This is a genomic window from Rhodococcus sp. IEGM1428 (assembly GCF_050321865.1).
Lineage (GTDB): Bacteria > Actinomycetota > Actinomycetes > Mycobacteriales > Mycobacteriaceae > Rhodococcoides.
Genome location: NZ_JBNQFW010000004.1, coordinates 433,806 through 457,555, shown reverse-complemented (window position 1 = coordinate 457,555; position 23,750 = coordinate 433,806). Strand labels below are relative to the sequence as shown.

Here is a 23,750-nt window from a genome sequence, read left to right as displayed (position 1 = left end):
CGCACCGTCAATTGTCACGCGGACGTCTCCCTCGTTCTCTTCGCATGCGCGACACCGCCCGGATCAGCGTCTCGCCGCGTGCGCAGTATCGAGCACGATCTGCGCTACGGCCGCTGCTGCTCCTTTGTGCCCGGCACCGGCCGCGGCCCGAGACATAGCAGCAATCTTTTCCGTGTCGTTCAGCAGCGCGATCACCGTGTCGGTCACGTACTGCTCGGTCAGTGTCGCATCGGACACCAGGATGCCACCTCCGGCGTCGACGACCGGACGGGCGTTGAGCTCCTGCTCGCCGTTTCCGTGTGGCAGGGGTACGTACACCGCGGGCAGACCGGTCGCGGACACCTCGGCGACCGTCATGGCACCGGAACGACAGATGGCCAGGTCCGCGGCCGCGTACGCCAGATCCATCCGGTCGATGTACGGCAACGCGACGTACGGAGCGTTCGGGTTGCGCTGCTCGACGTCCAGCGAGTTCTTCGGTCCGTGCGCGTGCAGAACCGAAATGCCCGCCTCGGCGAGCGCAGACGAGGCACCGGAGACTGCGTCGTTGAGTGATCGGGCTCCCTGCGAACCACCGAACACCAGCAGTACCGGGCCGTTCTCCGGCAGACCGAAGTGTTCCCTGGCCTGTGCGCGCACCGCCGCGCGGTCGAGTTCGGTGATGGTGGGGCGCACCGGAATTCCGATCACTTCAGCGTCGGCTGCACCGCGCGCTGCGATACCCGATCCGGCGACGGCCGCGAGCACCCGTCGAGCGGACCGAGCCCCGACCTTGTTGGCGATGCCTGCCCTGGCATTGGCTTCGTGAATGACCACGGGAAGTCGTCCACCACGACCGAGCAGCCGTCCACGCGCGGCCAGATAGGCGGGCAATGCGACGTAACCACCGAATCCGACGAGCACGTCGGCCTCGACGGCCGCGAATATCTCCCTGGTTCGACGTACCGATCGCACGACGCGGACCGGCAGCTTCAACAGGTCGATGGTGGGCTTACGCGGCAGCGGCACCGGCGGGATCAGTTCGAGGGCGTACCCACGGGCAGGAACGAGCGTCGTCTCCAGGCCGCGGCTGCTGCCGAGAGCGGTGACGGTGACGGTGGGGTCGAGGACGCGGAGGGCGTCGGCCACGGCGAGCGCCGGCTCGATGTGCCCGGCGGTTCCGCCTCCGGCGACCACGACTGAGATCGGTCGAGAGGTCTGCTTCACCGTCGATATCCTCGCTCACCCGAGCGAACGGGTGGGCGACCGGGTTGTGGTTCCGGACGCGGACGGTACGAAGTCTGAGCTTCGGGACGGGGCCGGGGGGACGTCCGGGATCCTGCGGGGTACCCGGTGGACGGCTCACGACGCTGCGGTTCGGCGCGGCGAGCCCGGCCACGGAGCGAATCGCCACGTCGGTCGGTCGATGCGGGCGACATCGTGTCGGCCCGAGAACTCGATACTCGGGTACGACCTGGCTCGGGTGCCCGCGCTCCTCGTCCATCCTTACCCCTGCGGGCCTCGAGACGCTTGCGGTCCTGAGCGGCCAACGTGGGCCGAGTGGACTTCGAGCGAGCCATCGCGGCGCGTTGGGGCGAGAACACCGCGGGCAGCGGAAGCTTGAGGGCACGCGCGATCCGGCCCTCCTGGCCGGCGTGCAGGGCTGCGATCGCTTCCGGCTCGTGGCGGGCAGCGCTGGCGATGATGCCGAACATCAACAGCGTGATAGCTGTCGACGTGCCGCCGTAGGACACGAGTGGCAGCTGCAGACCGGTCACCGGCAGCAGGCCGATGACATAGCTGATGTTGATCATGGCCTGCCCGAACACCCAGCAGGTGGCACCGGCCGTCAGCAGGCGCAGAAAGGGATCGACCGAGCGCATGGCGATGCGCAGGCCCGTGTAGACGAACAGGCCGAACAGCCCGATGACCGCAAGGCAGCCGATCGTGCCGAGTTCTTCTCCGATGATGGCGAAGATGAAGTCGTTGTGCGCGTTGGGAAGATAGCTCCACTTCGCACGGCTCTGCCCCAACCCGCGGCCGAACAAACCGCCGTCGGCCAGCGAGTATTTTGCCTGGGTCGACTGATAGGACAGTCCCGAGGTGTCTTCTCCCGGGTTGAGCCAGGCCTTCACGCGGTTGGAGCGGTAGCCGGCGGTGAACGCGAGCACAGTCGCCAGCGCCAGACCCGTCATCAGCACCGCACCGAACAACCGGGCGTTGAGGCCGGCGAACCACAGCAGCGCCACCAGGATGATGCCGAGGGCGATGGCCGTACTCAGGTTCGGCTGCAACACCACCAGCAGACACATCAGCAGACCAGCAGGCAGCAGCGGCACCAGCAAGGACTTGATGTTGCCGTGTTCGCTGCGACGCGAGGCCAGCAGGTGCGCACCCCACAGCACCAGCGCCACCTTGGCCAGCTCGGACGGCTGAAACGAGACGACGCCGAAGTCGAACCAACGCCGCGCACCCTGACGCTCGGCACCGATTCCGGGAATCAGCACGAGCATCAACATCGTGATCGAGACCAGGAACAGAGGAAAAGACAGCTTCCTGAGGTACCGAACCGGGAGTCGCAGAGCGACGTAGAACGCGACGACTCCCAGTGCCACGCCGATCAACTGCTGAGTGAACAGCGCGTATCCGGACTCGTCGGCCGCGAAGGACTCGGCGGACGACGCCGACAGAACCATCACCAGGCCCAGCACCGTCAGCAGTACGGCGATCGTGACGATGAGGTGGAACGACGCCAACGGACGGCCGAACCACAGGCCGATTCGAGTGCGGGGCGGCGAGGTGCGACGAGAAGAGCGCGGCGGCCGAGCAGCGGTGGTCACGAGCACAGCGATCCGATGTCGGTCGCATCGAGGCGCTGGACCGACTCGGCGAAGCTGCGGCCGCGATGGCCGTAGTCGGCGAACATGTCCAGCGATGCAGCCGCGGGAGCCAACAGGACGGTATCCCCCGGCGCAGCGCGTCCGGCCGCATGGGCAACCACCGCCCGCATCACCGCATCAGCATCTTCAGCACCATGAGTCACACCAGCATCGTCTCCCGAAGGGAGCCTGACGACCGGAACATCGGGCGCGTGTCGCGCCAAAGCCTGTGCGATCTGCATCCCATCGCGGCCGAGCACCACCGCAGCAACGAGTCGATCGGCGATCTCCACGACCAGATCGTCGATCACGGCACCCTTGAGCAACCCTCCCGCGATCCATACGACGCTCTCGTGGGCCAGGATCGACGAACGAGCGGCATGCGGATTCGTCGCCTTCGAATCGTCGATGAACGTCACTCCGCCGAGCTCGCGCACCACCGCCGCGCGATGCGGTCCCACCCGATAGCTCTGCAGACCGGTACGAACCGCATCTGCCTGCACCCCTATCGAGCGAGCCAGCGCGGCGGCCGCCAGCGCATCGAGAATGCCGGAGGGTCCACTCGGCTCGACGTCCTCGGCTGCGAGAAGTTCGACGTTCTCACCGAAGGCGTTGTCCACGAGTACGCCCGACCGCACTCCCAGCTCGCCCGAGGCGGGTTCACCCAACCGGAAACCGACGACGTCGACCGCAGGCGAGCCCGCGGCCAGACTCGCCGCTCGCTCATCGTCGAGCCCGACGACAGCGACATCACCGGACAGCGCTCGAGCCTTGGCGTGGACATACCCGTCCATGCCGCCGTGCCAATCGAGGTGATCCTCGGCGATGTTGAGCACCACCCCGCCCGCCGGATGCACCGACGGAGCCCAGAACAACTGGAACGACGACAGTTCCACGGCGAGAACACTCGGATGTGGGGTGCGACGCAACGCGTCGGCGATGGGGAGTCCGATGTTTCCGCAGGCCACCGACTCGATCGCGGCCGCCTCCAGAATCGACGCCAGCATCGAGGTGGTGGTCGTCTTCCCGTTGGTTCCGGTCACCACCAGCCAGCGAGTTCTGGGGCCGTACAGCTCGGCCCGGTCCACGTGCCAGGACAATTCGACATCGCCCCACACCGGAATGCTCTGTTCTGCGGCAGCGGCCAACACCGGAGAATCGGGACGGAAGCCGGGACTGGTGACGACGAGCGAAAACGCTGCCAGCGCCGCGGGATTGCCGAGCAGGTCGTCCTGCAGCACCACCGCGACACCGATGCTCGGTGCCCCGTCGAGCGCACCGCGATCGGAGTCGGTGACGGTGACGACGGCCCCGAGATCCAGCAATGGGCGCACCACGGCGAGGCCGGACACGCGGGCACCGGTCACCAGCACCGACTTACCGCGCAACCACGTCAGGTCATGCGAAGATTCGTTCATGCCCTATCCGCCGACGGCAGCGAGGTATTCGCTGTAGAACAGGGCGAGTCCGACGGCCGACGCGATGGCGGCCAGCAACCAGAACCGGATGATCACCGTCGTCTCGGCCCATCCCGCCAACTCGAAGTGATGATGGAACGGGGCCATGCGGAACACCCGTCGGCGACTGGAGCGGAACACCGCGACCTGAATGACGACCGATGCAGCCTCGGCGACGAACAGCGCCCCGATGACGACCATGATCAGTTCGGTCTTGGTGACCACCGACAGACCTGCGATCAGGCCGCCGAGGGCGAGAGATCCGGTGTCACCCATGAAGATCTTGGCCGGCGCCGCGTTCCACCACAGGAAACCGATGCATGCGCCCGCAGCGGAGGCGCAGACCAGAGCCAGGTCGAGGGGGTCTCGTACGTCGTAGCATCCGGGGGCAGGCCCGGCAGGGCCTGCACAGGCTTGGCGATACTGCCAGAACGTGATGACGGTGTAGGCACCGAGCACCAACGTCATCGACCCGGCGGCAAGGCCGTCGAGGCCGTCGGTGAGGTTGACCGAATTGGACCACGCGATCACCAGTAGGCAGACGAAGAACACGAACACGACAGCGGACATCGACCAGGTGGCGATGTCTCGGACGTAGGAAAGTTGAGTACTGCCGGGAGTGAGACCGCTGTCGCTGCGGAACTGCAGTACCAGAATCGCGAACAGCACGGCCGCCGTTATCTGACCGACGTACTTGCCGGTGGCGTTCAGGCCCAGGTTGCGCTGCTTGCGGATCTTGATGAAGTCGTCGAGGAAACCGACGAGCCCGAGCACCGTCGTCAGTCCGAGGACCAGCAGAGCAGAGGCCGACGGACCGTCGGCGTCGTACCCGATCCCGATCAGGTGAGAGCCCCAGTAACCGGCCCAGATTCCGACCAGAATCGCCACGCCGCCCATCGTGGGCGTACCACGTTTGGACTGGTGACTCGCCGGACCTTCCACACGAATCTCTTGACCGAAGCCCTGTTTCGAGAAGGTCTTGATCAGTATCGGGGTCAGCAGAATTGCGACGGCGAGCGCGATGCCGCCGGCGAACAGGATCTGCCTCACTGCTCGCCCTCCGCGACGGCGTTCGACTCGGCCAGGACGGCGTCGGCAACTGTCCACATGGCCCCGGACTGTGACGCCTTCACCAGAACGATGTCGCCGGGACGCACCTCGTCGAGGAGCACCGCGATCGCCGACTCGCGGTCGGGTACGAGCATCGACTCCTCGCCCCACGAACCTTCCATGACCGCACCTTGATGCAGTGCTCGAGTGGGACGTCCCGAGTCGACGATGATCAACCGATCGACATCGAGTCGTACGGCCAGCCTGCCGATCGCGTCGTGCTCGACCACCGAGTCGGCACCCAGTTCGCCCATCTCTCCGAGAACCGCCCAGCTGCGACGCTTGGGCCCGTCGTCACGGCGCGACATCGACACCAGGGCCTTGAGTGCGGCGCGCATCGAATCGGGATTGGCGTTGTAGGAATCGTTGACCACCGTGACCCCGTCGGCACGAGTACGCACGTCCATCCGCCTGATGGACGTCGGAGCAGCGGTCGACAATGCGTCGGCCACCTGCGCCAACGTTGCTCCGCATTCGAGCGCGACGGCCGCTGCCGCGAGCGCGTTGCCGACCTGATGCTCACCATGCACCGCGAGGGTGATCGCTACCGTGCCCGACGCGCATTCGAGCGTGAACGACGCGCGAGCGTCGGTATCGACCTGCACGTCGACCGCCCTGACGTCCGCATCGGCGCTGCGCCCTACCGTGATGACGGATGCCGTTGTGCGCGTTGCCATCTCGGCAACCAGACGATCGTCGATGTTGAGAATCGCCACTCCTCCGTCGGCGGCACCGGGCAGCGCTTCGACGAGTTCACCCTTTGCCAACGCGATGGCGGCACGCGACCCGAACTCGCCCAGGTGCGCCGTGCCCACATTGAGCACCACCCCGATCCGCGGAGGCGCGAGCTCGGCGAGCTCGGCGATGTGGCCGATTCCCCTGGCCGACAATTCGAGACACAGGAAGTCGGTATCGGCGTCGGCCCGCAGAGCCGTCCACGGGTGGCCGAGTTCGTTGTTGAACGATCCGGGCGGGGCCACCACCGAGCCGAGCGGTTCGAGTACCGCGGAGATCAGATCCTTGGTGGAGGTCTTTCCCGACGATCCCGTCACGCCGACGACGGTCAGGCCGTGCTCGGCGGTCAACTCGAGCACCGAGGCCCGGGCCAGAGCTCCGAGTGCGGTCAACACGGCCGAACCGGAACCGTCCGGGTCGTTCTCGAGCGCCATCGCACGACTGTCGTGCGGGACCGGACTGACGACCACGGCCGGTACGCCCACCGGACGCGCGGCCAACACCAGCGCCGCACCTGCGGCGACCGCGTCGGCGGCGTGGTCGTGCCCGTCCACCTTGGCTCCGGGGAGGGCGAGGAAGATACTGCCGGGGGTCACCTTGCGGGAATCGAACTCCACCGGCCCCGGCACCACGACGGTCGGATCCGACACGTCGTGCAGTGTGCCTCCGACGATCTCGGCAATACGGCCCATCGTCAGCGGAATCACCGTGCGCCCGCGCTCGTGCCGACCAACCGCGCGTCGATAGCCGAGGCGAGTACCACTCTGTCGTCGAACGGGTGTTTCACCCCTGCGATCTCCTGGCCTGTCTCGTGCCCTTTTCCTGCGATCAACACAACGTCCCCTTCGCGCGCCCACACCACGGCCTGTTCGATCGCCGCCGCGCGGCCTGCCACATTTCTCACTTCACCACGAACATCGTCCGGCACCGACAGCGCTCCGTCTTCCACGGCCCGCCGAATGGCGGCCGGGTCCTCGCTGCGCGGGTTGTCGTCGGTCACCACGAGGAGATCGGCTCCCCGAGCCCCGGCTGCACCCATCAGCGGGCGCTTGGCAGTGTCGCGGTCTCCGCCCGCCCCGAGCACCACCGCGATCCGGCCACGGGAGGATTCACGCAACGTCGCCAGCACGGCCTCGACGGCCGCGGGCTTGTGCGCGTAGTCCACCACGGCCAGGAAGTTCTGACCTCGATCGATGCGCTGTACGCGTCCCGGCACATCGACCGTCGCGAGCCCCGCCGCCGCTGTCGGCGCGTCCACACCGGCCGCCGCGCAGGTCGCCAGCGCGAGCACGGCATTGGCCACGTTGTAGCGACCCGGCAGTCGGACCGAGACCGGCACCGACAGACCGTTCGGATCCGCGACGACGAACGACTGCGTCCCGTCGTCGTGCTTGGCCCAGTCCGACACCGTCCATTGCGAGTCGTCACCGGTCGATGCGGTCACCACCGTCGAACCGGCAGCGCGGGCGATATCTGCCATCCGCACACCCCACGCATCGTCGACACAGACGACCGCGGTGTCGGCGCGGACAGCAGAGTCGGCCGCGAACAGCCGACTCTTGGCCAGAAAGTAATCCTCGAGCGAGTCGTGGAAATCGAGATGGTCCTGAGAAAGATTGGTGAACGCTCCGACCGCGAAGCGGGTTCCGTCGACTCGGCCCAGAGACAACGCGTGCGAGGACACTTCCATCACCACTGTGTCGACGCCCTCCTCCACCATCACCGCGAAGAGCGCGTGCAACTGTGGTGCCTCGGGCGTGGTGAGTGCGCTCGGTACATATCGACCTGCGACGCGTGTCTCGATGGTGCCGATCAACCCGCACCGACGACCGGCGGCCGTCAGGCCTGCTTCGACCAGATACGACGTCGTCGTCTTTCCCGATGTACCGGTGATCCCGACGACGGTCATCTTCGAAGAGGGATTGCCGTAGATCAGCGCGGACACCGCACCCAACACCTGACGCGGGCGGTCGTGCACGAGCACCGGAACCTGTCGGTCGACGCCGGCGAGGGCGCGCACCACGATGTCTAGTCCGGCGGGGTCGGTGAGAACCGCCACGGCACCGCGACCGACCGCGTCCGCTGCGAATTCGGCTCCGTGGCGAGACGAACCGGGCAACGCGGCGAAGAGATCGCCGGACAGGACGGACTGTGCTCGCAGGTCGATGCCGGTCACACGCACGCCTGCGGGGTCCCCGGCACCGATCGTGGCTCCGGCCGCGGACGCCACCTCGGACACCTCGGTGTGCGGTGGATGCGCCGGACGTGAACCCGGAGCCGGTTGTGAATCCGCTGAGACAGTCACTCCTGCTCCCTTCCTCTCTACTGCAGGGCGCGCGCCTGCCCCGGCTCGATCACGCCGCGGCGGCGGCCGAACGAACGCGCCCGAACCGATGTGTCAGATTACCGGCGACCGGGATCGCGATGTTGCCGCCCCGACTCGAAGAACCGGCGGGTTCGGAACTCAGTCTGCCTGCAGAACCAGCTTGGGTCCGGGGTCTGCCGACATGGGCACGCTGTCCCGCTGCAGCATCCAGCTGGCGATGTTGTGGAACAGAGGGGCTGCCGACTGACCGCCCGAGCCGTCGGCGCTGCGTGTCGGGGCGTCGAGCATGATGCCGATCACGTAGCGAGGATCGTCGGCGGGTGCGATACCCGCGAACGTGATCCAGTAGTTCGAGTTGGAGTAGCACTTGCATTCCGGATCGACCTGCTGCGCCGTACCGGTCTTACCACTGATCTGGTAGCCCTCGACGCCTGCTGCCACTCCCGTCCCGCGCTGGTTACCCGTGTCGTCCTGGGTGACGGAACGGAACATGTTGCGAACCGTCTTCGCGGTATCGGGGCTGACGACGTACACCCCGTCCGGCCGCTGGGTCTCGGTCCGCTGACCGTTCGCGTCCACCGTCGCCTCGACGATGCGTGGGGGGATGCGCACGCCGTCGTTGGCAATCGCCTGGTACATCCCGGTCATCTGCAGCAGCGTCATCGACAGGCCCTGACCGATGGGAAGGTTGGCGAACGTGCCGCCCGACCATTGATCCCGACTGGGCACGCTTCCGGCGCTCTCGTTGGGCAGACCGACATCACTGCGTTGGCCGAGGCCGAACCTGCTGAGCATGTCGGCGTATCGGTCCTCGCCGACGCGTTGCGCCAGCATCAGCGTGCCGACGTTGGAGGACTTACCGAACACACCGGTCGTGGTGTACGGCGCGACACCGTGGTCCCACGCATCCTTGACCGACACACCGGACATGAAGATGCTGCCCGGAACCTGCAACACCTCGTCCGGGGTGGTGAGTCCGTATTCGATGGCCGCAGCCGCCGTGATGATCTTGTTCACCGAACCCGGCTCGAACGGGGTGGTGACGGGTAGATTGCCCATCTCCTTGGTGCGCTCGTTGTTACCGACACCGATCCCGGCATTGAAGGTGTTGTCGTTCGACATCGCCAGCACTTCACCGGTGCGTGAATCCTGCACGTAGGCAGACGCATTCTTGGCTCCGGACAGGTCCTTCGCCAACTGCACCTGCTGCTGCACGTAGTACTGAAGGTCTGCATCGATGGTCAGTTCGACGCTGGAACCGTTGACTGCAGGCTGCTTGTCGCGCCAGCTACCGGGAATGACGGCACCGTCGGACCCACGGTCGTAGGTCTGCGAACCGTCGGTTCCGGCCAAAGTCGCGTCGAGCGAATCCTCCAGGCCGAGCAGACCGTGTCCGTCCCAACCGGTGGCACCGACGATGTTGGCGGCCAGAGATCCGCCCGGATACTCCCGAATGTCCTGACGCTCCAGCCCGACCTGCTTGAAATCCGCACTGATCTTCGACGCCACGGAGGCGTCCACACCCCGTGCCAGGTAGGTGAATTCGTCGTTGCTCTTCAGTTTCGCGAGCAGATCCTTCTCGCTAATCACGTCGCCGAGATCGTTGTGGATGCGCGCGGCGATGTCCTCGAGGTACTGCTCGGTCTCCGGCGCAGTGGGATCTTTCGCCCTCGCCTCGTCGAGTTCCTTACGAACCCGAACCGGCTGGAACGTCAGCGCTTTCGCCTCCATCGTGAAGGCGATCGGATTGCCGTTGCGATCGAGAATCGACCCGCGGATCGCGGGATCGACAACTGTGGTGGTGCGCTGCGACGCCGACTCGGCCGACAGTCTCGGACCGTCGAAACCCTGAATCCACAGCAATTGCGCTGCCGCGACGGCCAGCGCCACGTACATCAGAATTCTGCCGGTTCCGTGACGGAACCGAAAGGTGGACGAGTCGAGACGCTTTCGGCTCGGTGGCCGTCGACTCGGAGCAGGCGTAGGCCTGGTCACTGCCCGTCACCCGCGGCTTCTTCGGTGGCCGGAGCCACAGCGGTAGCGGACGACGGTGCTTCGGCCGACGGTGTCTCGAGCGAGGGGATGCTCATGGGAATGAATTGTTCAGGAAGAGCTACGTTTCCAGCGCCATTGCTTGCACTCGGCGTGGCGGCACGAGTATCGACCGTGCCCGAGGTCCGGTTGGGCTGCGACGCGCTGCGCGGTGTCTGTTGCTGCGACTGTGATCCCGCTGTGGGGACGGTGCCCTCGCCTGCAGCGGCGGGAGCCACCGGATCGAGCGGAGCAACCGGCGCACCGTCGGCCGGAGCCGGGGTACCCACGACCTGCACGCCACCGTCGGGCGCGACGATCAAGCGCGCAGGATTCTTGGCCGGAACCATTCCGAGCTCGGCGGCTTTACGTGCCAACTCGGGCGCGGATTCCGCCAACTCGACGTCCTTCTGCAGCGAGGCCCGTTGCTGGGCAAGCTCGGTGTTGACGGCCTTGGCGGCGCTGAGGTCGTAGGAGTCGCCTGCAGACCGTGTGGTGAGCAACAGCGTCAAACCGAGCCCGAGGGCGAGCAAGCCGATGATCAAGGCGACGAACGGAATTCGCGCAGCGATAGCGCCTCCGTCGATCGACCGACGAGTGCCGGAACCACGAGCGGAGTCCGACGTGTGAATCGAGGCGCGCTGCTGCCTGCGCTCGTACGCACGAAGAGCGGCACCGGATCGTCCACCGCCCTTACCCGTTCGTTCAGGGCGTACCAGGGGAACCCGATTGCGTTGTGTTCCAACGGTTGTGCCTGGAACCGTCATTCCGCTCTCCTTGCAATCCGTTCGGCGGCGCGCAATCTCACCGGAGCCGAGCGTGGGTTGACGTCGATTTCTTCATCCGAGGCACGCTCGGCACCTCTGGTCAGGAGCCGAAACTCCGGACCCATTCCGGGAAGCTCGACCGGCAGCCCCTCGGGGCTACGGGACTTGATCCGAGGGGCCAACTCCTGCTTGACGACTCGGTCTTCGAGCGACTGATACGACATGAAGACCACCCGGCCCCCCACAGCCAAGGCCTCGAGCCCGGCGGGCACCGCAGACTTCAGCGAGTCCAGCTCGCCGTTGACCTCGATACGCAGGGCCTGAAACGTGCGCTTGGCCGGGTGTCCACCGGTGCGCCGCGTCGCGGCCGGGATTGCGGCGTAGAGCAGCTCGACCAACGGACCACTCGTGGTGAACGGCGTGTGCTCACGTCGTCGCAGAACAGCGGAGGCGATCTTGCCGGCGAACCGCTCCTCGCCGTAGGTGCTGAGCACCCGCGCGATGTCACCGTGCGAGTAGGTATTGAGCACGTCGGCAGCAGTGATGCCCACCGTCGGATTCATCCGCATGTCCAGTGGCGCATCGACGGAGTAGGCGAACCCGCGATCGGACTCGTCCAGCTGCATCGACGACACTCCGAGATCGAACAGAATGGCGTGCACGGAATCGAGTGCCGGCAAGCCGGCTTGGTCGAGCGCCTCGGCGATACCGTCGTACGTTGTGTGTACCAACGTGATTCGATCGGCGAACGGGGCCAACCGGGATCCGGCGAGTCGAAGTGCATCGGGATCGCGATCGAGTCCGATGAGGTGCAGGTGTGGATAGGTTCGCAGGAAGTGTTCGGCATGACCGCCGAGTCCCAGGGTCGCGTCGATCATGACGCGGGTGCCGTCTGCGGAATCGAGTGCGGGGCCGAGTAATTCGTCGGCGCGGCCGAGTCGAACCGGCACGTGCAGCGGACCTGCGGATCGACGATCGGGTCGGTCTGCGGACGATGCGCTCTCGTCCTGCCCGTCGCCCTCCGTCATGGTTCCTCCCGGTCGTGCGTACGTACGTCTCGCCCGGGTCCGGGCCGTGCGGGTTGCCCACGGACGCCGGTGCGAATGCTTCGAGGTCCCTGTCCGATAAGGAACCTGGCGTTGGGGAAGAACGTCAGGGTCCTGATCTGCGAAACCTGGCGTTGGGGAAGAACGTCAGGGTTCTGATCGGGCAGAGGCCTCGCTGCACTCGCAGGCGACCTGGGCGGGTTACAAGATTCCTCCGAGGGATTCGTCGAATGCGTCGGAGAAGTCCTGTTCGTTTTCAGCGGAGTAACGGGCCCATGCTTCGTCGTTCCAGATTTCGATGAAATCCATCGAACCGATCACGACGCAGTTACGTTCGAGTCCCGCGTAGCGACGGTGCTCTGGGCTGATGGTGATGCGCCCCTGTCCGTCCGGCCGCTGCTCGTCAGTTCCCGAAAAGAACTGACGAACGTAGGCGCGGGCTTTCGGGTTGGCACGAGACGCCGCCGTCAGCTTCCGAGACCGCTCCGCGAAGTCTGCCGCGGTGTAGACCGCGAGGCTGAAATCCTGCCCCTTGCTCACCATGACACCTCCTGCAAGCGCGTCCCGAAACTTGGCCGGCAACGTCAGTCGACCCTTGTCGTCGAGCTTCGGCGTGTAGGTACCGAGAAACACTCGCCACCTCCAGCCTCGACTCTCCGCTGCGGACCACTTTACCCCACTCTCCCCCACTTCGAACCATTCGCAGCGTGAAAACTTTGGACAATTACACATTTCCGCAGCTCAGCTACAGCAAGACTGCTGGAATTACCGGTCAGCACCCGATCATGGAGAGTCGCCACGATCCGACGCCGGGCACCCAGACTCCTCCGGCCCAGAGGCATGACCAGGCTTTTCACACCACCGGGCGGCGGAGAAGCGTCGCCTCTAAGCACCCAGTGGGGCTCAGGTGGGGAAAAGTGGGGACTTTTGCTGACCGTGGGGCGAAGTGGGGAGGCGGCCCGACATGCGCCCGGCTACGACCATCCACACCGGGCGTCCAACGTCGGCTCGGCCGAGGCGGCCGCGGCACGTGGTCCGATCACGGCGGAAACGACAACAGCACCCCACCCGAAGGTGAGGTGCTGCTGTGCGTGACGTGTGAAGTTGTGGGAGCGAACCGATCTCGGGCGGGTTGTTCGGAACCCGGACGACTCAGTCCTGCTCGAACCTCTTACGGAACCGGTCTTCCATGCGAGAGGTGAAGCTGCCGCCTTTGCGGCCACCCTTCGACTTCTGTCCGGAACCACGACCGGAGGCCTCGGCAGCACTGTTGGTTGTGCCACCTTCGTCCGGCGCCGCTGCGGCTCCCTTCTTGGAGCCGCCGAACAGGAACAGTGCCCCGGCACCGAACATGAACAAAAAGCCGATGAGACTGACGACGAGAAAAGCCAAGCTGTTCGTCGACAAAGCAACACCGGCGACGAGCAACACGAGTCCCACGACGAACAGCGCGGCAGCCTGAAAGCGCCTCCTGCTCGACGCCGCGCGAACGCGGCCGCCCCTCACATGAGACGCGAACTTGGGATCCTCGGCGTAGAGAGCGCTCTCGATCTGATCGAGCATGCGCTGCTCGTGCTCGGAGAGTGGCACGGTACCTCCCCCTGCACTGATATTGAAGGTCGTTTCTGTTGCGAAACGACGGGAAGCTGACCTTGGCGGCTACCTAGTGACGATGATACGAGCTGAATCCGCTGCTTACCACCTACTCGCACGATGTGTTCCTGAGAAACGCCGAAGTTTTCGAGACGGGCGTCCCGGAAACTGCCGTCGAACACCGTGTGACGTGGCAGTTCACACCCGTCGACCAGCTCGGTGAGCTACGCCGACAACGGTGTGGCCATCGGATCGACGGAGGCGAACCGCGACTGACCGCCGAGTCGATCGTCGACCGAGTTCAAGAAACGACTCACGTGCCGATAGAAATCGTCGGCATCGAGATCGGCGATCGTGCTCGATGCGCCCGCTTCGACCGCGGCGCGGGTGGCCGAGAACGATGCGAAGTAATCCGACCAGACCGCGAGTTCGGGTGCTGCCTTCGCCATCAGCACCCACGCGTTGCGCGAGCGCGGGCGGGCACCGATCGAGTTCGGCAACGACGCCAGTACTGCCGCCGCTCCTTTGAGCGCCGCGGCGTAGCTTCCGAGAAACCGATCACCCGCATCGCTCTCCCCGATGGACTCGGACAACAGAGCATCGGCCCGACCGAGCAGAACCCGGGCCTGACGCGGCACCGGCGACCGCACGCCGGCATCGAATGCCTTCGTGATCGTCATACTCGAACACCTCCAGTTCGAATCTCCGGTGCGTACCTGACGCGCCCGGAACCGTGACGAAGCCTTACAGTCGAACTCCGGAGTATTCGACCCCCTGATTCGAGTCGAAACCACCGGCGCACTCGGCCCCGATCATCGAACACCCGTTCGACGCTTTTCAATATAGCTGTGCCCACCGACAAGTTTCCGAAGAAAGGTTGAGGACAGTCGTCACCGATGCGCGGACAACGCCGTACCTGGTCGATCTGACGCCCCCGGAATTCCGCCCGCGGCTGCTCGAAGCACTGTCGATCTACGTCGAAGCCATGGGTTACCCACGCGGAACCGAGCAGAGCCGGGCACCGATGTGGAGCGAACATCTGCATCGTCCGGGTTGGCGAGCGGTGGGAGCGCTGCTCCCGAACTCCGACCCGAACCAGCCCGATTCACTGGTCGCAGTTGCCTACGGCTACCACGGTGCACCCCATCAGTGGTGGCATCAACAGGTTCGTGACGGATTGCGCCGCTCGGGGCACCCTCCGCACAGCGTCGAGAACGCGTTGGGGAACTACTTCGAGCTGACCGAGCTCCACGTCCTCCCGAGCGCTCAGGGATATGGCCTCGGCGGGCAACTGTGCCGTCGGTTGCTCGACGGTGTCAGCGCGGACAACGTGATGTTGTCCACACCCGAGGTGGCGCGAGAGGACAATCGAGCCTGGCGGCTCTATCGGCGGCTGGGCTTTGAGGACGTGCTGCGGGACTTCAGGTTCGCGGGCGATCGACGGCCCTTCGCCGTCCTGGGTCGCCGGTTGCCGCTGGACGGGCCAGTAGCCTGAAAGATGTGATCGACGCTGTGGTGGTGGGCTCCGGCCACAATGCCCTGACCTCTGCCTGCTACCTGACCGATGCCGGGTGGTCTGTCGAGGTTCTCGAACGCGACACCATTGCCGGTGGCGCAGTATCCACCGTGGAGCGCTTTCCCGGACATCGAGTGGATCGCGGTTCGTCGGCACACATCATGATTCGCCACACCGGCATCGTCGAGGAGCTCGACCTCGCACAGTTCGGCCTGCGCTACATCGACTGCGATCCCTGGGCGTTCGCACCGGGAGCCGTCGACACCGACGAGCGCGCCCTCGTCTTCCATCGCGATCTCGATCGCACCTGCGACTCCATCGCCGCCGCGTGCGGGGCCGCGGACGCCCGCGCCTACCGCACGTTCGTCTCGGTCTGGGGTCCCCGTAGCGAACGAACCATGCGCGCGTTCGGCGGGCCGCCGACCGGGGCGAAGCTACTCCGTTCCTTCTGGGGTCTCGGGGCTCCGGACGGGGGCAGCATGCTCTCCCGCGAATTTCTCGCCACCGGCGATTCGTTGCTGGACGAGATGTTCTCGAGCGAACGCCTCAAGGCCGCGCTGGCATGGTTCGGTGCTCAGTCGGGGCCGCCGATGTCCGAGCCGGGTACCGCCCCGATGGTCGGTTTCGCCGCTCTCATGCACACCCTTCCGCCCGGCCGCGCCGTCGGTGGCAGTGGTGCGCTGACCGAGGCGATGATCGCCCGGTTGCAGCGGGACGGGGCCGAACTCACTCTCGGCGACGCCGTGACCTCGCTCGTACGCCGGCCGCACGGCTGGACCACCACGACCGTGTCGGGTCGGGAGATCGCAAGCCGTGTGGTCGTTGCCGGTTGTCACATCCTGACCACGCTCGACCTGCTCGCCTACGGTGGGCACGACGCGGCGCAGATCGCTCGGTGGCGCAGCACGATTCGGGTGGGTCCGGGACTCGGTACTGCGGTCCGGTTGGCCACCGACGCCCTTCCGGTGTATCCCAGTGCCGACCGAATCGAGGACGGCACCCACGGCCTTGCACTGCTGGTGCGCGATCGCAGCCAGCTGCGCCTCGCGCACGGCCATGCACTCGCCGGTGATCTACCGCCGACTCCGGCCGTGCTGGGAATGTCGTTCAGTGCCATCGACCCCACCATCGCGCCGCCGGGACAGCATCAGATCTCGCTGTGGTCGCAGTGGCATCCGCACACTCTCGCCGACGGCAGAAAATGGCGTTCGGACGTTCCGGGCGAACGCTCGTTGGCCGAGTTCGAGGCGGACCGGATCGTGGCCGAAATGGATCGGTACGCACCCGGGTTCGCCGGTGCAGTGCTGGATCGACACGTCCAGTCTCCGCCCGATATCGAGCGTGAACTCGGGCTGATCGGAGGCAACATCATGCACCTGGACATGTCACTCGACCAGATGATGATGTGGCGGCCGCACCCACAACTGGCGGGTCATCGAGTCCCGGGCGCGGACGGGCTGTATCTCACCGGCGCATCCACCCATCCCGGTGGCGGGGTGACCGCAGCCAGTGGTCGGTCGGCCGCACGAATCGCGATCGCCGACGCCCGCGCCGGACGCCGTCGCGAGTTCTTCCGGAGGAGGCGAGTATGAGGATCGCACCGATCGTCGTGGCGGTCGCTGCTGTCGGCTGCCAGATCGTGTACCCACTGGTGTCGGGCTCGACCCGAGACGCGGTGACGGTTGCTGTGGTCGCGTTGCTGGCACTCGCATCGATCCTGCATGCCGTGCTGCACCGAGGTGCGGTGTGGGCAACCGTTCTGGTCCTCGTGACGGCAGGCACCGGTTTCGCCTCCGAACTGGTGGGCACCGCCACCGGCATCCCTTTCGGCGAATACTTCTACGCACAGAATCGCTTGGGTCCCAGTCTGTTCGAGGTGCCCGTGGTGGTCCCGCTGGCCTGGACGGCCGGTTTCTACCCGATCTGGTGCGCGGTGACCTACGTCGTTCGCCGTCTCGACACGACACAGGTCCGCGCCGCCGGCCTCCGGATCGCGGCGGTAGCGGTGGGCATGGTCGGCTGGGACCTCTATCTCGATCCGCAGATGGTCACCGACGGCCAATGGACGTGGACGGCCGGTGCCGTCGGCCTGCCAGGGGTGCCGTCCATCCCGCTGACCAACTACCTCGGCTGGCTCGTGGTGGCGACGCTGATGGCGGCAGTCGTGGAGTCGCTCGACCGTGCCATCGGAGGCGTTCGCCCGTCCGACACCCGGCTGCAACCGCTCGACGATGCAGTACCGATCGGGCTGTTCCTGTGGACGTGGCTGGGGTCGGCGCTCGCGCATGCCGTATTCCTCGACGGTCCGGAACTTCGATTCTCGGCGGTGTACGGGTTCCTGGTGATGGGCGCGGTCGGCGTACCGCTGGTGTGGATCGGTGGCCGCGAGCGTCGCCCACGATCGCGCGCAGCAGTCTCCGGTCTCGGTACCGACACGCCTCGCTGACAACCCCTGCCGACTGACATCGGCTCGATGCCCTGGCACGATGTCGCTGTGCAGTCGACATCGCGAACATCTCACCGAACCCATCGCCGCAGAATTCTCTCGGTGGTCGCACTGGCGCTGCTGGTCGCGCCGCTGCTGGCTGGGTGCCTGCGGGTACAGGTCACGATGGGGGTGTCGGCGAACGACCGGGTGGCGGGCCAGATCGTGGCGGCCAGCGTGCCGACCTCGGACTCCGATACCGGCCCGGAGCTGGTGGTTCCGTCCTCGATCGAGGACAAGGTGCGGGTCGAGCCGTACAACCAGGACGGATACGTCGGCTCACAGGCCATTTTCGACGATCTCTCGTTCGGCGATGTGCAGACGCTCGGCTCCATCTTCCAGAACGCCGCCGGATCGTTCCAGCTGGAGCTGCAGCGATCGGGTGACACCGTCACCTTGGCGGGCAACGCGGACCTGTCCTCGGTTCCGGCTCAAGGTTCGGACGTGCAGTTCACCATTGCATTCCCTGCCCGCATCGGAACCACGAACGGCACCCGCGAGAGCGACAACTCCATCTCCTGGAAGTTGCCAGCAGGCGAAGTGACGTCGGTGCGCGCCGAGGTCAACTACCCCGATCCCAACACCAGAAGCTTCGCCGGCTGGGCGGGCATCGTCGGTGGTGTGACCGTCGGCGTCGCGGCCATCATCGGAGCCATGGCCTGGGTCTCGCGCAACCCACCGCTGCGCAATCGGCAGCCGCGAGGACCCGAGGCGGACAGTCCGACCGACAGAACGTCGGTGTGACCTACCGACTCCTCGCACGAACGACGGCTACCGCTGCCGTCCTGGCAACGGCGTCGGCCGCAGTGTCGCTGCTCAATGCGCGCTTCACGCCCGGCTTGCGCACTCCGGATCGGGACATCGCAGAACGCATCGTCGTCTGCATTCCCGCCCGCAACGAGGTAGCGACACTGCCCTTGTTGATCGGCGATCTCACCCGTCAGCGATCGTGCACCGATCTGCACGTCATCGTCCTCGACGACGACTCGAGCGATGGAACGGCGTCGGCTGCCCGCACGGCCGCCGCCGGTGACCCGAGAATTCGCGTCGTGACCTCCGATGCCGCTCCCCCGGCCGGCTGGACCGGCAAGGCCGCCGCCTGCGCCGAGCTGGCGAGACTGGCCGACGAAGGCGACGCACAGGCGTCGCTGATCATGTTCGTCGACGCCGACGTGCGACTCGCGCCCGATGCCGTGGCGGCCGCGGCGGGGACGCTACGACAGCACGCTGCGGCGCTGCTGTGCCCGTGGCCCGAACAGCTGGTCGGCAGTGTCGCCGAGCGACTCGTTCAACCGCTGCTCGCCTGGTCCTGGATGTCCACTCTTCCCGTGCCGTTGGCCAACTCGATTCTGCTGCCCTCGATGGCAGTAGCGTGTGGTCAGTTCATGGCATTCGACGCCGCCGCGTATCGCGCAATCGGGGGCCACGGCTGCGTCGCGGCCAGCCCAACGGAGGATCTCGATCTGGCGCGCACCCTGCGCCGGCAACGCATGTCGACGGTGGTGGTGTCGGGAGCGGGGTTCGTCAGCTGCCGGATGTACCAGTCGGTTGTCGACCTGCGGTCCGGGTACAGCCGGTGGCTGTGGAACGAGTTCGGCGGCCCGGTCGGTTCGGCCACCGCAACACTGGCGTCGGCCGCGATCTACCTGGTGCCGCCGATAGCGGCACTCACGGCTTCGGGATCGGTGCGTCGCCTCGGCTGGGCCGGATACCTCGCGGGCACCGTGTCTCGAATGGCCGCGCGTCGACGCGAATCGGGACCGCGGTTCGGCGTCGACGACGTGGTAGACGCTGCGCTGCATCCGGTGTCGATTCTCGCCTTCACCGGACTCGTCGCGGAATCCCACGTTCGCAGGCGACGAGGATCGTTGACGTGGAAGTCACGTCCGTCGCCCTCACCGCAACGCTGACGCGGCTACACCCGCGCGGGCGCGAGACCCAGGTTGCACAACACCTCACGGGTGGCGCGGGCAAAGTTCAACGTGATGAAGTGCAATCCGGGTGCACCTTCGGAGATCAGCCGCTCGCCGATGTTCGTGGCGAGTTCGATGCCCACCTCTCGGACGGCGGCGCGGTCCTCCTCGGGCCCGGATCCGGCTGCGCGAGTGAACTTCTCGTCCAGGGAGGACGGCAGCGTGGTGCCCGAGAGCTCGAGCATCCGGCGAACCGACCGGAGTGAGGTGATGGGCATGATCTCGGGAATGATCGGCTTTGCACCCTGCTCAGCATCGTACGCAGACACCCGATCGCGCAGACGCAGATAATCGTCCACATCGAAGAACATCTGGGTGATCGAGTACTCGGCCCCAGCACGGAGCTTGCCGACCAGGCACCTGGTGTCCTGTTCGAGGTCGTCGGCGCGGTGGTGTCCTTCGGGGAACGACGCCACTCCGACGTGGAAGTCACCGAGATCGCGCACCAACCGAACGAGTTCCTCCGCATACTCGACTCCGTCCGGATGCTTCTCCCAGTCACCGAGCGGATCTCCCGGCGGATCTCCACGCAGCACGAGGATGTTGGTGATGCCGCGGTCGGCGTAGGACCCGACCATCGACCGCAACTCGTCGACACTGTGCGAGACAGCAGTGAGATGCGCCACCGGCAGCAGCGTGGTCTCCTCGGCGATCTGCCCGGTGACGCGCACCGTTCGATCGCGGGTGGAGCCTCCGGCTCCGTACGTCATCGACACGAACGCCGGTTGCAGTTGCTCGAACTCACGAACTGCGCGCCACAATCTGGCCTCGGCCGCGGCATCGCGCGGGGGCGAGAACTCCACCGAGAACGGGATTCTGGCCTCGGGTTCCGTCCGCAGTCGGTCGACGATGGACGGAGTTCTCGTCACGAATCCTCGACTGGACCGCCCCCTGACGGATTCTTCGTTCACCCGAAGATCATAGGTTGCGGCCCGGCGACACCCGTCGGGCATCCCTGTCGAAAGATGTTCGCTGCCCGTCGGTGCGGTCGTTCGGCGGCCATTACTGTGGTGATCGGTACCCACGCAACACACAGCAACCTTGGAGGATCGCCCTGTCCGGAGACTCGTCTTCGCCCGTCGTCGACACCCCCACCGATGCAATAGGACCGGAGGCGCTGCGTGCTGCCGTGGACGCGAAGCTCGCCGAGTTCTTCGCCACGCGCCGCGAGGTCGTCGACACCGTCGGCGGTGGCTACCCCGCAGCCGTGGCAGATCTCGAAGCGTTCGTGCTGCGCGGCGGCAAGCGCATGCGCCCCGCGTTCGCCTGGACGGCATGGCTCGGTGCGGGTGGCGAACCCACCGGTCCGCGATCCGACGCAGTGCTTCGCGCCTGCTCGGCTCTCGAACTGATTCAGGCCTGTGCCCTGATCCACGACGACATCATCGATTCGTCCAGCACACGGCGAGGCTTTCCGACCGTGCACGTCGGCTTCGCCCAACGGCATCGGGACGCGGGCTGGTCCGGCTCCTCGAACCACTTCGGCGAGTCGGCGGCCATTCTCGTCGGTGATCTCGCCCTGTGCTGGGCCGACGATCTACTCCGCGAATCGGGCATCGACAACGACGCGGCATGCCGGGTCCAGCCGGTGTGGTCGGCCATGCGCACCGAGGTCCTGGGTGGTCAACTCCTCGACATCGAGGCCGAAGCAGGCACGGACGAGGGGGTGGCGGCTGCCATGCGGGTCAATCGCTTCAAGACCGCCGCGTACACGGTGGAACGACCGCTGCACCTCGGCGCAGTTCTGGCGGATGCCGACGAGGACCTGATCGCCGCCTATCGCAGCTTCGGGGCCGATATCGGGATCGCGTTCCAGTTGCGGGACGACCTGCTCGGAGTGTTCGGCGATCCCGAGGTGACCGGCAAACCATCGGGCGACGACATCACCGAAGGCAAGCGCACCGTGCTCATCGCGTCGGCGCTGAAGCACGCCGACGAGAACCGTCCCGATCTTGCAGCCACGATCCGGGCCAGCCTCGGAACCGAACTCGATGCCGAGGCAGTGGCCGACATTCGTTCGATTCTGGTCGAACTCGGAGCAGTCGACGCCGTCGAACGGCAGATCGACGAGCTCGGTGCTCGGGCGGTGGCGACCCTCGACAACAGTTCGATCGAGCCGGCTGCCGCCGCGCATCTGCGCGCCATGGCAACCGCCGCAATCAAGCGGCAGTACTGAAAGTGAGCGTCATGTCTTCGATTCGCACGGTCGCCGGACCCACCGACCGGGTCGTGGTGGTGGGAGCCGGATTGGCTGGATTGGCTGCCGGTCTGCATCTACTCGGAGCAGGCAAGAAGGTCACCATCGTCGAACGAGACGAGACCGTGGGCGGCCGGGTCGGGGTGTATCCGGTGTCCGACACCGACGGTTCGCATCTGTACGACATCGACAACGGCGCAAGCGTGTTGACCATGCCGAACCTGGTGCTGGAGGCACTGGCCGCGGTGGGTGCCGATTTCGAGTCGACGACGCCGCAGATCCGGCTCAGGGCGCTGTCGCCCTCGTATCACACGCGGTACGCCGACGGTACGTCGATCGACGTCTACTCGGACCCGGAGGCGATGGCGGCCGAGGTCGAACGGACCTGTGGGCCCGCCGAGGCGCAGGGATACCGCAACCTGCGTCGGTGGCTGGCCGACATCTTCGATGCCGAGTTCGACCGGTACATCGACTCGAACTTCGATTCCCCGCTCGATCTCGTGGGTTCCAAGGCCGCCGTTCGCGACACCGCCACGCTGATCAAGCTGGGCGGCTTCGGCAGACTCGGACCGCGTGTCGACAGCTTCCTCGAAGACACCCGGCTGCGCCGCGTCTTCACCTTTCAAGCGCTCTACGCAGGCATGGCACCGCAGAAGGCTCTGGCGGTCTACGGGGCCATCGCACACATGGACACCTCGCTCGGCGTCTTCTTCCCCGAGGGCGGCATGGCGGCCATCGCCAGGGCCATGGCCGACGCGTTCGTCACCGCGGGCGGAACACTCGACCTCGGCACCGAGATCGTCGACATCACCGTCGACCGCGGGCGTGCCGACTCCGTGCTGACCGCAACCGGCCATCGAATCGCCTGCGACGCACTCGTTCTCACCGCCGACCTGCCCGTGGTCGATCGACTCCTGGACCGGGCGTCGGTGTCGAAGAAGGGCAGGCGCAACGGCTACGGCGTCGTCTCACCGTCGGCGGTCGTCGCGCACGGAACCGTTCCCGTCGAACAGACCGCCAAGTGGCCCGCTCGCGCGCATCACACCATCGACTTCGGCGACGAATGGGCCGAGACGTTCCGGAGGATCACCGCCAAGGCGGGCAAGGGATCGTTGATGGCCGATCCCTCGTTGCTCATCACCCGGCCTTCGGTGAGCGATCCGAACCTCGAAGTGGTGCGCAGCGGTGTTCGCAGTGAGCCGGTGTCGATATTGGCACCGTGTCCCAATCTGGACAGCGCCCCGCTGGCGTGGGCGGAATTGGCGCACCCCTATCTCCGCGAAATACTGACGACGATGGAGGGTCGCGGGTACGCGGGAGTCCTGGACGGATTCGTTCTCGACCACATCGACACACCCGAGACCTGGGCGCAGAAGGGCATGATCGAAGGATCGCCGTTCTCGTCCGCTCACGTGTTCCGTCAGACCGGGCCGTTCCGACGCAAGAACATGGTCGCCGGACTCGACAACGTGGTTCTCGCCGGCTCCGGTACGACGCCGGGTGTGGGCGTTCCGACGGTTCTGGTGTCGGGAAAGCTCGCCGCCGAGCGGGTGGCAGGACGCTCGGGGCGGTAGCTTCGTTCGATTCACTGCACGGACCAACTAAGCTGAACGCGATCGTTTGCCGGTCGCGTTCATTGCTGCGACCATGATCGTT

At 66.1% G+C, this 23,750-nt stretch carries 20 protein-coding genes; 7 read left to right on the top strand and 13 right to left on the bottom strand.

Features of this window, described 5'->3' with window-relative positions:
* Positions 1-63: 63 nt before the first annotated feature.
* The 12 genes from murG to ACQR3T_RS20325 form a co-directional block, all read right to left on the bottom strand.
* Positions 64-1,206 (bottom strand): undecaprenyldiphospho-muramoylpentapeptide beta-N-acetylglucosaminyltransferase, encoded by a 1,143-nt coding sequence (murG, locus tag ACQR3T_RS20380; RefSeq protein ID WP_428694646.1) that lies wholly within the window; start codon positions 1,204-1,206, stop codon positions 64-66.
* Positions 1,203-2,819 carry a putative lipid II flippase FtsW gene (gene ftsW / locus ACQR3T_RS20375; protein ID WP_428694645.1) on the bottom strand — a complete coding sequence of 539 codons (1,617 nt, stop codon included), beginning with the start codon at positions 2,817-2,819 and terminating at the stop codon, positions 1,203-1,205. The genes murG and ftsW overlap by 4 nt, the downstream gene beginning before the upstream one ends.
* Entirely contained in the window at positions 2,816-4,276 is a 1,461-nt protein-coding gene (gene murD, locus ACQR3T_RS20370; protein WP_428694644.1) for a UDP-N-acetylmuramoyl-L-alanine--D-glutamate ligase, read from the bottom strand. The genes ftsW and murD overlap by 4 nt, the downstream gene beginning before the upstream one ends.
* Positions 4,277-4,279: 3 nt before the next feature.
* Complete coding sequence (mraY, locus tag ACQR3T_RS20365) at positions 4,280-5,365, bottom strand: phospho-N-acetylmuramoyl-pentapeptide-transferase (RefSeq protein ID WP_032379042.1); 1,086 nt, start codon at positions 5,363-5,365, stop codon at positions 4,280-4,282.
* The gene (locus ACQR3T_RS20360; protein ID WP_428694643.1) at positions 5,362-6,867 is read right to left on the bottom strand and encodes a UDP-N-acetylmuramoyl-tripeptide--D-alanyl-D-alanine ligase; all 1,506 of its coding nucleotides are present in this window, start codon (positions 6,865-6,867) and stop codon (positions 5,362-5,364) included. The genes mraY and ACQR3T_RS20360 overlap by 4 nt, the downstream gene beginning before the upstream one ends.
* Positions 6,864-8,465, bottom strand: a complete 1,602-nt coding sequence (locus ACQR3T_RS20355) for a UDP-N-acetylmuramoyl-L-alanyl-D-glutamate--2,6-diaminopimelate ligase (RefSeq protein WP_428694642.1) — start codon at positions 8,463-8,465, stop codon at positions 6,864-6,866. The genes ACQR3T_RS20360 and ACQR3T_RS20355 overlap by 4 nt, the downstream gene beginning before the upstream one ends.
* 159 nt (positions 8,466-8,624) lie before the next feature.
* Positions 8,625-10,481, bottom strand: a complete 1,857-nt coding sequence (locus ACQR3T_RS20350) for a peptidoglycan D,D-transpeptidase FtsI family protein (protein ID WP_428694641.1) — start codon at positions 10,479-10,481, stop codon at positions 8,625-8,627.
* The gene (locus ACQR3T_RS20345) at positions 10,478-11,284 is read right to left on the bottom strand and encodes a hypothetical protein (RefSeq protein WP_428694640.1); all 807 of its coding nucleotides are present in this window, start codon (positions 11,282-11,284) and stop codon (positions 10,478-10,480) included. The genes ACQR3T_RS20350 and ACQR3T_RS20345 overlap by 4 nt, the downstream gene beginning before the upstream one ends.
* Positions 11,281-12,312 carry a 16S rRNA (cytosine(1402)-N(4))-methyltransferase RsmH gene (gene rsmH, locus ACQR3T_RS20340; protein ID WP_037177468.1) on the bottom strand — a complete coding sequence of 344 codons (1,032 nt, stop codon included), beginning with the start codon at positions 12,310-12,312 and terminating at the stop codon, positions 11,281-11,283. The genes ACQR3T_RS20345 and rsmH overlap by 4 nt, the downstream gene beginning before the upstream one ends.
* A gap of 219 nt (positions 12,313-12,531) precedes the next feature.
* Positions 12,532-12,963 carry a division/cell wall cluster transcriptional repressor MraZ gene (gene mraZ, locus ACQR3T_RS20335; RefSeq protein WP_027497352.1) on the bottom strand — a complete coding sequence of 144 codons (432 nt, stop codon included), beginning with the start codon at positions 12,961-12,963 and terminating at the stop codon, positions 12,532-12,534.
* 519 nt (positions 12,964-13,482) lie between these two features.
* The gene (locus ACQR3T_RS20330; protein ID WP_428694639.1) at positions 13,483-13,920 is read right to left on the bottom strand and encodes a DUF3040 domain-containing protein; all 438 of its coding nucleotides are present in this window, start codon (positions 13,918-13,920) and stop codon (positions 13,483-13,485) included.
* Between the two features lie 227 nt (positions 13,921-14,147).
* On the bottom strand, positions 14,148-14,603 hold the full coding sequence (locus tag ACQR3T_RS20325; protein WP_032403945.1) for an SAV_6107 family HEPN domain-containing protein: 456 nt from the start codon (positions 14,601-14,603) through the stop codon (positions 14,148-14,150).
* A gap of 197 nt (positions 14,604-14,800) precedes the next feature.
* Here ACQR3T_RS20325 and ACQR3T_RS20320 point away from each other — a divergent pair, with 197 nt between their 5' ends.
* Genes ACQR3T_RS20320 through ACQR3T_RS20300 form a run of 5 tightly spaced genes read left to right on the top strand, consistent with a single transcriptional unit; the run spans position 14,801 to position 19,834 of the window.
* On the top strand, positions 14,801-15,418 hold the full coding sequence (locus ACQR3T_RS20320; protein ID WP_428694638.1) for a GNAT family N-acetyltransferase: 618 nt from the start codon (positions 14,801-14,803) through the stop codon (positions 15,416-15,418).
* A gap of 5 nt (positions 15,419-15,423) precedes the next feature.
* A complete protein-coding gene (locus tag ACQR3T_RS20315; RefSeq protein WP_428694637.1) occupies positions 15,424-17,031 on the top strand; it encodes a phytoene desaturase family protein in 1,608 nt (535 codons plus the stop codon).
* The gene (locus ACQR3T_RS20310; protein ID WP_428694636.1) at positions 17,028-17,885 is read left to right on the top strand and encodes a carotenoid biosynthesis protein; all 858 of its coding nucleotides are present in this window, start codon (positions 17,028-17,030) and stop codon (positions 17,883-17,885) included. The genes ACQR3T_RS20315 and ACQR3T_RS20310 overlap by 4 nt, the downstream gene beginning before the upstream one ends.
* 27 nt (positions 17,886-17,912) lie before the next feature.
* Complete coding sequence (locus ACQR3T_RS20305) at positions 17,913-18,668, top strand: LppM family (lipo)protein (RefSeq protein ID WP_179278358.1); 756 nt, start codon at positions 17,913-17,915, stop codon at positions 18,666-18,668.
* On the top strand, positions 18,665-19,834 hold the full coding sequence (locus ACQR3T_RS20300) for a glycosyltransferase (RefSeq protein WP_428694635.1): 1,170 nt from the start codon (positions 18,665-18,667) through the stop codon (positions 19,832-19,834). The genes ACQR3T_RS20305 and ACQR3T_RS20300 overlap by 4 nt, the downstream gene beginning before the upstream one ends.
* 5 nt (positions 19,835-19,839) lie before the next feature.
* Here ACQR3T_RS20300 and metF read toward each other — a convergent pair whose 3' ends face one another.
* On the bottom strand, positions 19,840-20,766 hold the full coding sequence (metF, locus tag ACQR3T_RS20295; protein WP_428694634.1) for a methylenetetrahydrofolate reductase [NAD(P)H]: 927 nt from the start codon (positions 20,764-20,766) through the stop codon (positions 19,840-19,842).
* 185 nt (positions 20,767-20,951) lie between these two features.
* Here metF and ACQR3T_RS20290 point away from each other — a divergent pair, with 185 nt between their 5' ends.
* Both ACQR3T_RS20290 and crtI read left to right on the top strand, forming a co-directional pair.
* Entirely contained in the window at positions 20,952-22,073 is a 1,122-nt protein-coding gene (locus ACQR3T_RS20290; protein WP_428694724.1) for a polyprenyl synthetase family protein, read from the top strand.
* 11 nt (positions 22,074-22,084) lie between these two features.
* Complete coding sequence (gene crtI / locus ACQR3T_RS20285; protein ID WP_428694633.1) at positions 22,085-23,668, top strand: phytoene desaturase family protein; 1,584 nt, start codon at positions 22,085-22,087, stop codon at positions 23,666-23,668.
* Positions 23,669-23,750 lie beyond the last annotated feature (82 nt).

Bases quoted from the DNA above. Each gene is read 5' to 3' on its own strand.
- murD (WP_428694644.1), bottom strand. From the start codon at position 4,276: ATGAACGAATCTTCGCATGACCTGACGTGGTTGCGCGGTAAGTCGGTG.
- ACQR3T_RS20325 (WP_032403945.1), bottom strand. From the start codon at position 14,603: ATGACGATCACGAAGGCATTCGATGCCGGCGTGCGGTCGCCGGTGCCG.
- ACQR3T_RS20305 (WP_179278358.1), top strand. From the start codon at position 17,913: ATGCCCTGGCACGATGTCGCTGTGCAGTCGACATCGCGAACATCTCAC.
- crtI (WP_428694633.1), top strand. From the start codon at position 22,085: ATGTCTTCGATTCGCACGGTCGCCGGACCCACCGACCGGGTCGTGGTG.
- ACQR3T_RS20345 (WP_428694640.1), bottom strand. From the start codon at position 11,284: ATGACGGTTCCAGGCACAACCGTTGGAACACAACGCAATCGGGTTCCC.
- ACQR3T_RS20310 (WP_428694636.1), top strand. From the start codon at position 17,028: ATGAGGATCGCACCGATCGTCGTGGCGGTCGCTGCTGTCGGCTGCCAG.
- rsmH (WP_037177468.1), bottom strand. From the start codon at position 12,312: ATGACGGAGGGCGACGGGCAGGACGAGAGCGCATCGTCCGCAGACCGA.